Raw genomic sequence first — 15,351 nt, 5'->3', positions numbered from 1 at the left:
GGGAGAGAATCCGTAAATCCTTGATTTTCAAGCATTTACTCTTCGTCGTCGCCGGGAGTGGTGCGCATTATAGGGAGATAGAAACTGGCGTCAACACTTATTTGAAACTTTTTAACCCAAAGGTCAGGAAGCCCAGAGGACGCCCCATTCCTCCTTTATAGGCTGGCTTGCCCCGCCCTCTCCTTCTGTTGCCTCATATAAGGAATGCGAGCCACGGCTCCGCCGCTTTCGACGAGTGTTCCATGCGCCTCATACATACCTCCGACTGGCACCTGGGTCAGACCCTGCACGGCCAGGACCGCGATCATGAGCATGCGCGCTTCCTCGACTGGCTGCTGCGCCAGCTGGAAGAGCAGCGCGCCGATGTCCTGCTGATCGCGGGCGATATCTTCGACACGATCAATCCACCGCTCAAAGCCCAGGAGCGCCTCTACGACTTCATCGTCAGCGCCCATCGGCGGCTGCCGCGGCTGGAGATCGTGATGATCGCAGGCAACCACGACTCCGGCGCGCGCATCGAACTGCCCGCTCCGCTGATGAAACGACTGAACGCCCATGCCATTGGCCGGATCGGCTGGATAGACGAAAGCCTCGATAGCGATCGCCTGCTGCTGCCCCTGCACGACGCGGATGGCCAGGTCGCCGCCTGGTGCCTGGCCCTGCCCTTCCTGCGTCCCGCCGAAGTCACCGGAGGCGGGCTCGGCGACGATTACCTGGCCGGTATCCGCCAGGTGCACGAACGCCTGGTTGCCGCCGCGCAAGCCCGTCGCACGCCGGGACAGGCACTGGTCGCCGTCAGCCACGCACACATGGCCGGCGGCTCGGTTTCCGAAGACTCCGAGCGAAACCTGATCATCGGCAACGTCGAAGCGCTGCCCGCCAGCCTGTTTCCGGAGCAGATCGCCTACGTAGCCCTCGGTCATCTGCACAAGCCACAGAAAGTCGCCGGACAGGAGCGTATTCGCTATAGCGGCTCGCCGCTGCCGCTGTCCTTCGCCGAAGTGAACTATCGCCACCAGGTCCTCCTCGTCACCCTGGAAGGTGAGCGCCTGAAGGATGTACAGAGTCTCCCGGTGCCACGCGCGGTGGAACTGTTGCGCATCGGCCCCGCGCCTCTTGGCGAGGTGCTCGATCGAATCGGCGAACTGGCCGAGGCCGACCTGCTGAACGAACAGCGGCCCTGGCTGGAAGTCCGCGTCATGCTGGATCAGCCGCAACCGGACCTGCGCCAGCAGGTCGAGAGCGCCCTGCTGGGCAAGGCTTGTCGCCTGGTGCGCATCGCCAGCGAGTACCAGCGCCGCGACGAAGAGCAGGCGCCGCTGCTCGGGCTCGACCAACTCAACCCCCAGGAACTGTTCAGCCGCGCCTGGGAAAGCGCCTATGGCTCCGGCCCGGATGCGCAGGCGCTGGATGACTTCGCCAGCCTGCTGCAAAGCGTCGAACTGGCCACCGAAGAGCCCCCGGGGAAATAAGCCGTTCCATGAAGATTCTCGCCATCCGTCTGAAGAACCTCGCCTCCCTCGCTGGCGAGCAGGAAATCGACTTCACCCGCGAACCGCTGTCCAGCGCCGGCCTGTTCGCCATCACCGGTCCGACCGGCGCCGGCAAGAGCACCGTGCTGGACGCCCTGTGCCTGGCCCTGTTCGGCAGCACGCCGCGGCTGGAAAGCACTTCGGCCAGCAGCAAGGTTCCCGATGGCCGGAACGAGCTGTCCAGCAACGACGAACGCAACCTGCTGCGCCGCGGTTGCGCCAGCGGCTACGCCGAAGTGGATTTCGTCGGCATCGACGGCCACCGCTATCGCGCCCGCTGGGAAACCCGGCGCTCCCGGGACAAGGCGGACGGCGCCTTGCAAAAGAGCCAGCAGAGCCTCCAGGACCTGGAGACCCAGCAAATGCTGGCAGCGAACAAGAAAAGCGAGTTCCGCGAACAGCTGGAGCAGAAGCTCGGCCTCAACTTCGCCCAGTTCACTCGCGCCGTGCTGCTGGCCCAGAGCGAATTCAGCGCCTTCCTCAAGGCCAGCGACAACGACCGCGGCGCATTGCTGGAGAAACTCACCGACACCGGCCTGTACAGCCAATTGAGCAAAGCCGCCTACCAGCGCGCCAGCCAGGCCGACGAGCAGCGCAAGCAACTCGAGCAACGCCTGGAAGGCAGCCTGCCGCTGGCCGAGCAGGCTCGGGCCGGGCTCGAAGCGGCGCTGGAATCCCACGCCCAGGCGCGTCTCCAGGAGCAACAGGCCCTGCAACGCCTGGAAGGCCAGCAACAATGGTTCACCGAGGAGCAGCGGCTGCTGCAATCCTGCGAGCACGCACAAGGCCAACTGGCCGAGGCCAGGCAGGCCTGGGACGCTCTGGCGACAGAGCGGGAAACCCTGCAATGGCTGGAGCGCCTGGCTCCGGTTCGCGGACTGATCGAACGCCTGAAGCAACTCGAGCAGGAACTCCGGCACTCCGAGCAGCAGCAGCGGCAGCGCACCGAGCAGCAAGCCGCGGGCGCCGAGCGCTTGCAAGGATTGCAGGCCCGCTTGCAGGAGGCGCGCGAGCGCCAGGCCCAGGCCGACAACCATCTGCGTCAGGCCCAGGCGCCGTTGCGCGAGGCTTTCCAGCTGGAGAGCGAGGCCAGGCGCCTGGAGCGAACGCTGGCCGAGCGACAGGAACTCCATCGGCAATCGAACCAGCGCCACGCCCAGCAAAGCGACGCCGCTCGGCAACTGGATATGGAGCAGCAGCGCCATGTCGCGGAACAGGCGCAACTGCAGGCGGCATTGCGCGACAGCCAGGCTCTCGCCGCGCTCGGCGACGCCTGGGCGACCCACCAGGGCCAGCTCGCCGCCTTCGTGCAACGTCGCCAGCGCGCGCTCGAAAGCCAGGCGCAGCTCCCCGAGCTGGAAAAATCCCTGGCCCACGCCGGGGAACCGCTCGAACGCTTGCAGGCGCAATGGACCGCCCTCCATGGCAGCGAGCCGGACGACCTGGCGGCACGCCTGGACGAATTGCGCCGGCAGACCGATAGCCTGGAACGACAACAAGCGCTCCACAAGGAATGGCAACAGGTCCTCGACCAACGCGCCGGTCTGGCTCGACGCCTGGGCGAACTCGACCAGCGTATGGTCGAGCAGGAGCAGGCATTGCTCGACCTGAAACGACAAGGCAGCCAATGCGCCGAGGAGGTGAAGGCGGCGGAGCAGGCCCTGCAGGTCACCCGCGAGTTGCTCCAGCGCCAACGTCTGGCCCGCAGCGCCAGCGTCGAGCAACTGCGCGCCGGCCTGGTGGACGGCGAGGCCTGCCCGGTCTGCGGCAGCCAGGAGCATCCCTATCACCATTCCGAGCAACTGCTCGCCGCCCTCGGTGAACACGACGACCAGGAGCAGGTCCGCGCCGAGCAGGCCCTCGAGCGGCTGCGACAGACCCTGGTCGGTCTGCGCGAGGGCTATTCCAGCCAGCGGGAAAGACTCAACCAGAGTCGCCAGGAGCAGCAGGAACTGACCGGCCAACTGGCCGCGCTCGATCGGCAACTGGAGCAATGGACGCTGCCGGAAGAACTGCGACTCCTGCAGCCGTCCGCGCAGTTGGAGTGGCTGGCACAACGCCTGGACGACCTGGCAGGGCAGCGCCAGCAGCGCCAACGAGACTTCGACCGGCTGATCGCCCGCCAGCGCCAGACCCAGCAATTGCAGCAGGAACTGCGGGCCGCCGAGACGATCCTCCAACAGCGTCAGCAGGCGCTGACGGAACAACGGCAGCGCTACGAACATTTGCAGCAGCAGGTCGAGGAGGACAGCCAGCAATTGCGTCCATTGCTCTCCGACGAGCACTGGCAGCGCTGGCAGGCAGATCCGCTGCGGACTTTCCAGGCCCTCGGCGAGTCCATCGAGCAACGCCGGCAGCAACAGGCGCGGCTTCAGCAGGTCGAACAGCGTCTGCAGGAGCTCAAGCAGCGCTGCGATGAATCAAGCTGGCAACTGAAGCAAAGCGACGAGCAACGCAACGAAGCCCGCCAGGCAGAGGAAAGGGTCCAGGCGGAACTCGCCGAGCTGAACGGACGCCTCGGCGCTCACCTGGGCCAGCACGCCTGCGCCCAGGACTGGCAACTATCGCTGGAGCACGCCGCGCAAGCGGCGCAGAGCGCTGTCGAGACGCTCCAGGCGCCCCTGGATTCGCTGCGCGAGGAACAACTGCGACTCGCCGAAGCCCTGGAACACCTGCAGCAGCAACGCCAGCGCCAACAGGAGGAGTTCCAGCGCCTGCAGGCCGACTGGCAGGCCTGGCGCGAACGCCAGGACAACCTCGACGACAGCCGCCTCGACGCCCTGCTCAGCCTTTCCGAGGAACAGGCGACGCAATGGCGGGAGCAATTGCAGCGACTGCAAGAGGAGATCACCCGCCAGCAGACGCTGGAAGCGGAGCGCCAGGCGCAACTGCTCCAGCATCGCCGGCAGCGGCCGGAAACCGACCGCGAGGTGCTGGAAGACAACCTGCGGCAACAGCGCGAACGCCTGGCCACCAGCGAACAGGCCTACCTGGATACCTACAGCCAGTTGCAGGCCGACAACCAACGCCGCGAGCAGAGCCAGGCGCTGCTTGCCGAACTGGAGCGAGCCCGCGCCGAGTTCCGCAGATGGGGCCGCCTGAACGAACTGATCGGTTCGTCCAGCGGCGACAAGTTCCGCCGCATCGCCCAGGGCTACAACCTCGACCTGCTGGTGCAGCACAGCAACGTGCAGTTGCGCCAGTTGGCGCGGCGCTACCGCCTGCAGCGCGGCGGCAGCGAACTGGGCCTGCTGGTGGTGGACACCGAGATGGGCGACGAACTGCGCTCGGTGTATTCGCTCTCCGGCGGCGAGACCTTCCTGATTTCCCTGGCCCTGGCGCTCGGCCTGGCCTCGATGGCATCGAGCAAGCTGCGCATCGAGTCGCTGTTCATCGACGAAGGCTTCGGCAGCCTCGACCCGGAATCCCTGCAACTGGCGATGGATGCCCTGGACAACCTGCAGGCCCAGGGGCGCAAGGTGGCGGTGATTTCCCACGTTCAGGAAATGCACGAACGGATCCCGGTCCAGGTGCGGGTCCAGCGCGAGGGCAACGGCATGAGCAGCCTGAAGGTGGTCGGCTGAGCCGACCGCCCGGGCGGCACGTCAGAACGGCAGTTCGGTCTGTTCACCCGGAGCATGCGGCGGCTGCTCTTCCCTTTCCGGCCGCAGATGCAGCATCAGCCCGCTGAGCCGGCGTACCTTGCGCCGCACTGCTTCCTCGAACACCCCGGGCAGGCTTTCCACCAGGCTGAACCAGTCGCGGGCGCGGGTGATACCGGTGTACACCAGCTCCTTGGTCAGCACCGGGTTCAGCGCGTCCGGCAGGACCAGCGCGGTATGGGCGAACTCCGAGCCCTGCGACTTGTGCACGGTCATGGCGAACACGGTGTCCACCTCGACCAGGCGGCTCGGCAGGACGAAGCGCACGCCGCCGCTACCGTCGTTGCGCGGGAAGGCCACGCGCAGCGCGAAGCGCAGGCTGCCGTCGTCGTTGCGCTCGGGCAGGCGCAGGGCGATGCCGATATCGCCGTTCATCAGCCCCAGGCTGTAGTCGTTGCGCGTCACCAGTACCGGCCGCCCCTCGTACCAGCCGTGATCGGCCTCGATCAGGCCAAGGCGCAGCAGTTCCGCCGCCACCCGCTGGTTCAGTCCTTCCACGCCCCATGGGCCGCGGCGCAGCGCGCAGAGCAGGCGGAAGGCGTCGAAAGCCGTCAGTACCGACTGCGCCCAGCGCTCCCAGGCGCCATCCTCCAGCGCCAGTCCGGCGGCCGGGCGGCCCTCGGCCAGGCGTTGCAGGTAGTGCCGGTAGCCGTACGGCGTGCCCGGCGCCTGCGGATGACCGTCGACGAACAGCCGGGCGAAGGCTGCATCGCGCTCCCCGCGCAGGCGCAGGTCGAAGAGGTCGGCGGGCGGACTGTCCAGCAGCGCGCGCGCGTCGTCGGCCTGTTGCCGGTTGACCAACCGCGCCAGGCGCCCGATCCCGCTGCTCGCGCCGAAGCGCCGGGAATGCCGCAGCATGACGGTCTGTTGCGCCAGCGGATGCGCCTGCGCCGAACCTTCGCGCAAGCCCTGCCAGGTTTCGCCGCTGACCCGCTGCAACCAGGCGCGGGTCTCGGCGCTGTACCAGCCCTCCTCGGCATCCCGGCAGAGATCGCCGAGCACCGCGCCGGCCTCTACCGAGGCCAACTGGTCCTTGTCGCCGAGCAGGATCAGGCGCGCCTGCGGCGGTAGCGCATCGAGCAGGCTGGCCATCATTTCCAGGTCGATCATCGAGGCCTCGTCCACCACCAGCACGTCCAGCGCCAAAGGGTTGTCCCGGTGGTGGCGGAAGTGCCGGGTATCCGGACGGCTGCCGAGCAGACGGTGCAGGGTAGTGACCTCGGCGGGGATCGCCTGCAACACGTCTTCCGCCAGCGGCAGGGCCCGGACCTGCTGGCCGATGGACTCGGAGAGACGCGCCGCGGCCTTGCCGGTGGGTGCCGCGAGGCGGATGCGCAGCGGCTGGCCGGCGGCTACCGCCGGTGCCTGGAGCAGACCGAGCAGGCGCACCACGGTGGTGGTCTTGCCGGTACCGGGACCGCCGGTGATCAGGCTGAAATAGCCGCGGGCCGCCAGGGCACAGGCCAGCTTCTGCCAGTCGGTGACGCGCTGGCCGTCTTCCGTCGGCGCCTGCGCGAACAGCGCGGCCAGGCGCGGCGCCAGGTCTGCGGCCAGGGGCGCCTGCCGACCCAGGCGCTCGCGCAGGGCCAGGGCGATCTCCAGCTCGTGCCGCCAATAACGACGCAGGTAGAGACGCTGAGCGCAAAGCACCAGCGGCGAGGTCGCCGTCTCGCTCGGCTCGGGATCGCCTGGGCGCTCGTCGACCACCTCCACCAGCGATGACGCCGCCAGGGCCTCGCGCCAGGCGTCGAGGCGCACGCCGCGCAGCAGTTGCGACGGCAGCAGCACATCGCGGCCTTCGTCGCCTTCCGGCGGCAGCGACAGTGCCGCGTCAGGCGCGCCGAGGGTCGCCTCCAGGTCCAGGCAGACGTGCCCGTGGCCCAGTTGGTGGCTGGTCAGCGCCGCCGCCAGCAGCACCCGGGGATCGGCCTGCGGCTGCAACTCGACGAGGAAGGCGACGAACGCCCGGTCCAGCGCCCGTAGCCAGCCGCGCGCCACCCACAGGTCGAGCTGGCGCAGCAGGTCGTGGCGTACCGCCAGCGGTTGCGCTACCTGGTCGTCGCGGCCATCGCGGACTTCGCCGGCCAGTTGCTTGAGGGTCGGATTCATCGCTCGGCTCCCGGCTGGCCGCTGAACAGCGCGTCCAGGCGTTCGATCAGTTCCCGCGGCGGGCGCTCGAAGTGCAGGCCCTGGGTCGCCGCGCGGGCGCCGCGAAGGAACAGGTACACGGCGCCGCCCATGTGGCGGTCGTAGTCGTAGTCGGGCAGGCGCGCCTTCAACTGCCGGTGCAGGGCCAGCAGGTACAACACGTACTGCAGGTCATAACGGTTCTCCAGCACCGCGGCGGTCATCGCTTCCGGGCTGTAGGCGCCGTCGTCGGCGCCCAGCCAGTTGGACTTGTAGTCGGCCACGTAGAAACGCCCCTGGTGCTCGAAGACCAGGTCGACGAAGCCCTTGAACATGCCGTTCAGCAGGGTCGGCGCCAGCGCCGGACGCGCCGCGCCGCCGAGGGTATGGCGCCGGACCAGGGCGTCGATCGCCTCGGCCTGGACCTGGTGGGTGGCGAACCAGAACTCCATTTCCACCTGGTAGGCGACCAGCCCGGCCAGGCTGGTTTCGCCACCGGGCCAGCGCAGCGGTTCGGCGAGATACTGCTCCAGCCACAGGTCGAGCGGTTCGGCCCAGTCCTTCCAGCCACGCAGATCGCAGCGTCGCGCGACCAGTTCGCGGCGCCGCTGGGCATCGGCGCGCGCCACCTCGAAGCCTTCGCGGCCGGCCCATTCGAGCAGCCCGTGGAGGAAGGTGCCGGGAGCCGGTCCGCGCGGGAAGCGATGCAGGTCGTCGCGCATCTCGCTGGCGTGCGCGACCGGCGGCTGTTCGGCGGAACGGCCTTCTTCGTGGAAGGTGGCTTCCTCGGCGCTGATCGGCTCCTGCGATTCGTCGCTCTCCAACACCTCGTCATCGTCCAGCCCGGCGGAGGCCTGCAATTGCAGGCCGGAATAGCTGGCGACCCACCACTTCTCGCGGCTGCTGCGGCGGGTTTCGCGGGCCTGCCCAAGGCCCTGGCCGCGCCCTGCGACATAGCGTTCGGCGTCCGCCTCGGGGGCCGGCTCGACGACAATCTCCCGGCACTCGCCGCGCAACGCGGCGAGGCATTGTCCGAGGCCATCGCTGCCGATGGTCGCGCCGCCGGCAAGCAGGTAGCCCAGGGCCCCCTTGTGCAACTCCGGCGACTTGCTGTTGCTCGCCACCAGCGGCGCGATGCCCAGCCACACCGAATGGCGGGCGCGGGTCAGGGCCACGTAGAGCAGGCGCATGTCTTCGCCGAGGCGCTCGTCGTTGGCCTGCTCGTAGGCCCGCGCAGCCTGCTCCTTGCGCCGCGCCAGCTCGATGACCCGCCCTGCAGCGCCATCCTCGTGGAAACTCGCCGGCGCGCCGCTGTTGCCGTCCAGCTCCCTCCAGCTGCAGATGAAGGGCAGCAGCACCAAGGGGTATTCCAGCCCCTTGGACTTGTGGATGGTCACCACCTTGATCAGGTCGGCGTCGCTTTCCAGGCGGAGGATCTCTTCGCTCCCCGGACTCTGCACCTGCTCGGCCAGATGGCGGATCAGCGCGTGCTCACCGTCCAGCTCCACCGCCGCGCGCTGCAGCCACTCGGCCAGGTGCAGCAGGTTGGTCAGGCTGCGCTCGCCATCGGCATGCCGCAGCAGGCGCGCCGGCAGTTCGAAGTCGGCGAGCAGGCGCCGCAGCATCGGCAATACGCCCTGGGCCTGCCAGGACCGGCGATAGTCGCGGAAGCGCAGGACCATCCGTTCCCAGAACAATTCGTCCTGGTTCAATCGTTCCAGGGTCGCCCAGTCCAGGTGCAGGCTGCGGGTAGCCAGGGCGACCCGCAGCAGCGTATCGGCACCGGGATCGGCGCAGGCACGCAGCCAATGCAGCAGGTCGGCGGCTTCCTGGCTGTCGAACACCGAGTCGCGGTCGGACAGGTAGACGCTGGCCAGTCGTCGCGCCGCCAACGCGCTGCGGATCGCCTCGGCCTCGGCGCGACCGCGGACGAGGATGGCAATATCCGCCGGGCGCAACGCCCGCCAGCCGCCCTGCTCGTCGGCGAAGCCGGCGCGGCCCAGGTCGGCCAGGCTCAGCCAGCGGCGGATGGCGCTGGCGCTGCGCTCGGCCATTTCCTGGCGATACGCCGCGGAGCCGAGCACGCCGGCTTCGACATCAAGGTTCCAGAACGTCATCGCTGGCGCCTCGGCACCGTCGATCAACAAACGTTCGGCGCGCCCCTGGGCGTCCACCGCATGGAACGGCACCGGGTTTTCCAGCCCCTCGCGGGCGAAACGGAAGGCGCCGCGCGGATGCTCTTCGGCGAAGGCGAAGCAGCGGTTGGCGGCCGCCACCATGGCGGCGGTCGAGCGGAAGTTCTTGCCAAGGGTGTAATGCCGCCCGCGAGTGGCCTCGCGGGCGCGCAGGTAGGTATGGATGTCGGCACCGCGGAAGGCGTAGATCGCCTGCTTGGGGTCGCCGATCATGAACAGGCCGGTTTCCCGCGCCTGGGGCTCGTCGGGATCGGCGGCGATCCGGTAGATGCGCTCGAAGATCCGGTACTGCACCGGGTCGGTATCCTGGAACTCGTCGATCAGCGCCACCGGGAACTGCTCGCGGATCAATTGCGCCAGGCGCTCGCCACCAGGCCCCTGCAAGGCGCGGTCGAGGCGGCTGAGCAGGTCGTCGAAGCCGATCTCGGCACGCCGCTGCTTCTCGATCTCCAGTTCGTGCCCGACTTCGCCCAACGCGTGCAACAACAGGTGGGGAGCGAGATCGGGACGCTCTTCCTGATGCGCGGCCCAGGCGTCGATGGCCCTTAGCGCGGCATGCTCGGGCGCCACGCGCTTGGCGGTGAGCTTGATCCGGGTCTGGCCGAACTTGCCGAGGTTGGCCGGCTGCTCGCCGCCCTCGCTCCAGTCCGCCAACGCTTGCAGCCAGGCGTCGAAGGTCTCGTCGCTGTCCTTGCCGCGATAGCTGTTGCCGTTCAGGTAGGGACGCAGGTCGCGCAGCAGCGCTTCCAGTTCGACGCGCGCTGCGCGCCAGGCGGCGCGGGCCTGCGCGTCCAGTTGGTCGAGCTGGCGATACCAGTCGCCGCCCTGCTCTAGCAAGGCTGTCAGTGACTCGGGCGCACTCAGCGCCTGGTCGGCGTAGCGGAAGTCGGCGTCCTGCCGCGCCAGCAGCGGCTGCAAGGCCTTGCCCAGCGCCTCCGGCCCGCTGTAGCAACTGGCCACGGCTTGCGCCGCCGGAGCCGTCAGGCCGTAGAAGTTACGCCGCCAGTAGTCCCGTACCACTTCGGCGAGCAATTCGCTCTGGTCGGTTTCCAGGTTCTGGGTGAACAGGCTGCCGCTGTCGAAGGCGTGCTCGCGCAGCATCCGGTAGCACCAACTGTGGATGGTCGATACCGCGGCCTCGTCCATCCACTCCGCGGCCAGGCGCAGCAGGCGCGCGCAGCCCGGCCAGCGCTCGGCGGGATACTGCTGGCGCAACGCGACCAGCAGGCCGTCGTGGCGCTCCTGCGGCTCGGCGAAACAACGCGCCGCTTCGCCCAGGCGGCTGCGGATACGCTCGCGGAGTTCCTGGGTCGCCGCATCGGTGAAGGTCACCACGAGGATTTCCGGCGGGCTCAGCGGCCGGCCGAAAGCGTTCTCGCCGCCATGGTCGAGGACCAGACGTACGTATAGCAGGGCGATGGTGAACGTCTTGCCGGTACCGGCGCTGGCCTCGATCAGGCGGCTGCCGTGCAACGGGAAGTCCAGCGGATCGAGGGCCACGGGCATCTGCTGCTGGCTCATGCCTGCTCCTCCGCGCCACGTCCCAGGGCAGCCAGCAGCGGCGCGTAGAGCTGCTCGGCCCAGTGCGCGAACTCACCGCTGGCGAGCAGCCGGTCGAAGTCCGGATAGACCCGAGCCAGCGCCGGCGAGGCGTCCACCTCGCCCCCCATGCCGAACCCTCCCTCGTAGCGCTTGCGCGCCTCGCGCATGGCTTTCTCGGGCTCTGCGGCGCCACCACTGGCGAGCCAGGCGAAAGCGGTCCGGCAGGCCACCGGCAACGGCTGGCGCATGCCCTGGCGCCAGGCGTCGATCAACTGGTCGAGGTACTCGCCGGCACGCTCGCTCGGCAACGGCGGAATCTCCAGGGTGCCGGTCTGGCTCACCAGCACGCTGCTCACCGGCTGGCCTAGACGTTGGAGGGCGAGGTGCTGCAACCAGTGGCGCACCAGGCTGTGCCACTTGAAGCCGCGCCCTTCATGGAGCTTGCCGCTGAGCAACTGCAGGCGCGCCAGGCGCCCGGAAGCGTCGCGACGCAAGCCGCCGAGCCAGTCCTCCAGCTCCAGCCCGGACGGATGGCGATGGCGCAACTCCTGCTGCTGCTCGACCGCCTCCGGCCAGCGCTCGATTTCCTGGCGGTAGCGCCAGAGCAGGTCGGGCAGCGGTTGCAGCAAATGGCGCGCGGAGAACTCGCCGAACGCCGCCAGCGGCAGGCGACCCTGTCGCCGCAGTCGCTCGACCTGGGCCTGCAACTGCGCCGGCAGGCCCTCGGCATCCCAGTCCCGCTCGACCCAGCGCTTCATGCGTTCGGTCAGCTCGAATTGCAGCTTCCAGTTGTCCAGCGCGTCCAGTTCGAAAGGTTCTTCGTCGTTGCCGGTCAATTGCTCGTCGTCGAAACGCACCTTGAGCCGCTGCTGGAAGAACGCATTCACCGGGTTGGCGAGGAACTCCGCCAGCGCTCGCAGCCCCAGTGCGCCCTCCAGTTCAAGCGGCGGCAGGGACGCTTCGGCGTCGGGAACGGCGATGTCGTCCTCGCTATGGACCTCGCGCCACTCGCGGGCGTAGGTGAACAGGCCATCGACGCCCTGCTCCGGCGCATCGTGAAAATACCGACGGCTGAACGGCTGCAGCGGATGCTCCTGGGTCAGGGCACGCAGCAGCGCCTCGCCGTCGCCGTCCGGGTCCAGGCGCCAGCCGGCCGCCAGGTGATCGCGCAACTGGCCGATCAGCACCGAGGGCGGCCGCTCGCCATTGTCGCGGATACTCCGCCCCACCCAGCTCACGTAGAGCTGCTCGCGCGCCGAGAGCAGCGCCTCGAGCAGCAGGTAGCGGTCGTCCTCGCGCCGCGAGCGGTCGCCGGGGCGGTAGTCGTTGCGCATCAGGTCGAAATCCAGCGGCGACTGCTGGCGGGGGTAGTCGCCATCGTTCATGCCAAGCAGGCAGACCAGCCGGAACGGGATCGCGCGCATCGGCATCAACGTGCAGAAACTCACCGCGCCAGCCAGGAAACGCTGGTTCAGGCCGCCCTGGTCCAGGCCGCCGAGCCAGGCCTCGCGTATCACGCTGATCGGCAGCGGCTCGGCGAAGGCCGCACAGGCGCAGTGTTCCTGCCAGCGCTCGAGCAGTTGCAGGAGCTGGGTGAGGAGCAGTTCGTCGCGCTCGTCGTGGGCCTCGAAGAACACCGTGAGCAGGGCTTGCAGGCGCTCGCCCCACTGCGCCGGGGTGGCCGGTTCGGCCAGCTCGGCGTAGGCCACCTCGAGGCGCTCCAGCAGCACAGCCAGCGGGCCTGCCAGGGCGGCGTCCAGGCCACCGACCTCATCGTAGGGCTGGATGCCTTGCAGGGCCGCGCCTTCGCCGACCGCGTAGCCGAGCAGCATGCGCCGCAGACCGAAGCGCCAACTGTTGCCCTCCAGTCCCGCTGGCAGGCCGAGACGCTCGCGCTGCGCGGCATCCAGCCCCCAGCGCACGCCGGCGCCTTCGATCCAGCGGTGCAGGGTCGCCAGGTCGGCCTCGTCGACGCCGAAACGCCGGCGCAATGCCGGGACGTCCAGCAGGTCGAGGATCTCGCTCACGGCGAAACGGCTGTCGGGCAGTTTCAGCAGGTGCTCCAGGGCGATCAGCAGCGGCTCGCGACCGCGCTGTCCCTGGTCGGCCAGGGTATAGGGAATGAAGCGCTGGTCGTCGCGCGGCACCTGGCCGAACACCGCCTCGATGTGCGGTGCGTAGGCGTTGATGTCGGGGACCATGACGATCACGTCGCGCGGCTTCAGGCTCGGATCGGCGTTGAAGCGGGCGAGCAACTGGTCGTGGAGGATCTCCACTTCGCGCTGCGCGCTGTGGGCCACATGGAAGCGGATCGAGGCGTCGCTCCGCGGCGCCACCGGCGGCCAGTGCTCGCGGGTTTCCGCCAACGGGCGCAGTTCGAGGATATCGTCCTGCAACTGGCCGAGCAGCCCGTGCGGGGCCTCCTCGCTGAACAGGTCGATGCGCCCGCCGTTGACCTCGCCGAACAGGTTCCGATAGCTGTCCGGGTCGTCGTAGCTGTCGAGCAGGTTGATGTAGTCGCGGCCCTGCTTGCCCCAGGCCGCCAGCAACGGCTGGGCATGCTGGTGCTGGCGGTCCTCGTCGAGGTCGGCGGGGACGCCGGCGCGGCGCTGCTGGCGGCGGTACTCGTGGCGCAACAGGTCCTTGTCGGCGACGATGTCGGCCCAGTGGTGGCGACAGGGGTTGTGCACGCAGAGCAGCACCTGGCTGAACCTGGCCAGGGCGGCCAGCGCCTCGAGGGTCTGCGCCGGCATCGAGGAAATCCCGAACACCACCACTCGTCGCGGCAACGCGCGCGGCGCCGCGCTGGCGGAGCGCAGCGCCTCGATGAAGCGCCGGTGCACGCCGGAGCGGCTGCGGGCCAGGCTATCGGCACCGACGTCGGCGAGCAGCGCGCGCCACAATTCGGCCTGCCAGCGCTCGTCGGCACCGAGCGGGCGCGCCTGCCCGTTCGCCGTGCGCAACTGGTCGCGGCCCTGGCTCCAGTCGTCGAGCCAGTCGCCGCGATAGACCTGGTACTGGTCGAACAGGTCGGCCAGGCGCTCGGCCAGTTGATGACGCTTGCGCAGGTCGGCATCGTCGGCGAGGAAACGTTGCAGGGTGCGGAACTCGGGACGCTCCAGCAATCCGGGAAGCAGACGCATCAGGCGCCAGGTCAGCGGCGCCTTGTCCAGTTCGGAAACCTCGGGAATGCTTTCGCGGCCCAGCACCGCGCGATAGGCCTGCCAGAGGAACTGCGCCGGCAACTGCACCTCCAGCGCCGCGGCGATGCCGCCACCGCCGCCGCCGTCCTCGCGGGGATCTTCGGCCAATGCCAGCTTCAACCATTGGGCGATGCCGTTGCTGTGCACCAGGACCCGCTCGCTTTCCAGCGGCGCCAGCGGATAGCGGCGCATCCAGGAAACGGCGAGGTCGCGCAGGTCGTCCAGGCGATTGCCGTGGACGATCATGAATCCGGGCGTGAGGGCGGTGGTTCCCAAGGGTTCTGGCATCGGTACGGCTATTCCTGGCGCAAGGCTCTGGCGAAAGAGGTCAGGATCGGGCGGCGACGAAGCGTCGTTCCAGTTCGAGGCTGTCGGCCATGCGGAAATCGCTCCAGCGCTCGCTCAGGCCGAGATGGCTGTCCGCCTGGCAATCCGGGGCACTGGCGCAACGGCGGGTGAAGGTGTTGACCACCTCGACCATCTCCTCGCGCTCGGCGCCGACCAGCAGCGCCGCGTGCGCCAGCACCACCGGCCGGCCGGCGCCGTTGCGCCGCCAGCGTTGCGCGGTCCCGGCGAGCTTGCGCCCATCCAGGGTGACATTGTAGCGGCCGTCGCAGAAGGAACCGGCCACGGCGCCCACGCCGGCGTCCAGGCCGCGCTCGCGGAGCCAGTCGCAGATCGGCTGGCACAGCCGCAGGTAGGCGGTTTCGATACGGGTCTGCTCGTTGTCGCCGGGCCCCAGCGCATAGGACAGGGCGATGTTCAGCACGCCCGGCGATTGCGGCACCGGCTCGCCGCCGGTATCGCGCAGCAGCACCGGCCAGCCGCGTTCGGCGACCGCTGCGCTGGCCGGCGCGAATCCTTCCAGGCGCTCCATCCGGCGCGGCATGACCAGCGCCCGATCGCAGGGCTGCCAGAGCAACAGGCCATGCTCGCGGGCACCGCCACACACCTCGTCGAGCAGGGCGCGCTCGGCGTCCAGCCCATCCTGCACGGAAAACACTTCGACCACGATTCTTCCTCTTCCAGGCTGGCACGGCTCGGCTCCCACGCGGGGAGCGCTGCCTATGATAGCCAGTGGCGGCGCCTC

Annotated in this window: 6 protein-coding genes; 2 read left to right on the top strand and 4 right to left on the bottom strand. The window is 68.9% G+C overall.

Annotated features, from left to right (window positions below; genetic code table 11):
• The first annotated feature begins 242 nt into the window (after nt 1-242).
• Together FHW81_RS26080 and FHW81_RS26075 are read left to right on the top strand one after the other, a co-directional pair.
• A complete protein-coding gene (locus FHW81_RS26080) occupies nt 243-1,472 on the top strand; it encodes an exonuclease SbcCD subunit D C-terminal domain-containing protein (protein ID WP_003162044.1) in 1,230 nt (409 codons plus the stop codon).
• An 8-nt stretch (nt 1,473-1,480) separates the two neighbouring features.
• Nucleotides 1,481-5,116, top strand: coding sequence for an AAA family ATPase (locus FHW81_RS26075; protein ID WP_023090812.1), 3,636 nt, complete (start codon nt 1,481-1,483; stop codon nt 5,114-5,116).
• 21 nt (nt 5,117-5,137) lie between these two features.
• Here FHW81_RS26075 and recD read toward each other — a convergent pair whose 3' ends face one another.
• The 4 genes from recD to FHW81_RS26055 are packed head-to-tail and all read right to left on the bottom strand — an operon-like array spanning nt 5,138 to nt 15,273.
• A complete protein-coding gene (recD, locus tag FHW81_RS26070; protein WP_023090813.1) occupies nt 5,138-7,303 on the bottom strand; it encodes an exodeoxyribonuclease V subunit alpha in 2,166 nt (721 codons plus the stop codon).
• Nucleotides 7,300-11,037, bottom strand: a complete 3,738-nt coding sequence (gene recB / locus FHW81_RS26065; protein ID WP_060774280.1) for an exodeoxyribonuclease V subunit beta — start codon at nt 11,035-11,037, stop codon at nt 7,300-7,302. Before recB ends, recD begins: the two co-directional genes overlap by 4 nt.
• A complete protein-coding gene (gene recC / locus FHW81_RS26060; protein ID WP_003120834.1) occupies nt 11,034-14,549 on the bottom strand; it encodes an exodeoxyribonuclease V subunit gamma in 3,516 nt (1,171 codons plus the stop codon). Before recC ends, recB begins: the two co-directional genes overlap by 4 nt.
• A 40-nt stretch (nt 14,550-14,589) precedes the next feature.
• Nucleotides 14,590-15,273 (bottom strand): lipoate--protein ligase family protein, encoded by a 684-nt coding sequence (locus FHW81_RS26055; RefSeq protein WP_003110110.1) that lies wholly within the window; start codon nt 15,271-15,273, stop codon nt 14,590-14,592.
• Between the last annotated feature and the right edge of the window lie 78 nt (nt 15,274-15,351).

It is taken from the genome of Pseudomonas sp. RC10-4-2, assembly GCF_050433085.1.
Classification (GTDB): Bacteria; Pseudomonadota; Gammaproteobacteria; order Pseudomonadales; family Pseudomonadaceae; genus Pseudomonas; species Pseudomonas aeruginosa.
This window is presented reverse-complemented; position numbering and strand designations above follow the sequence as displayed.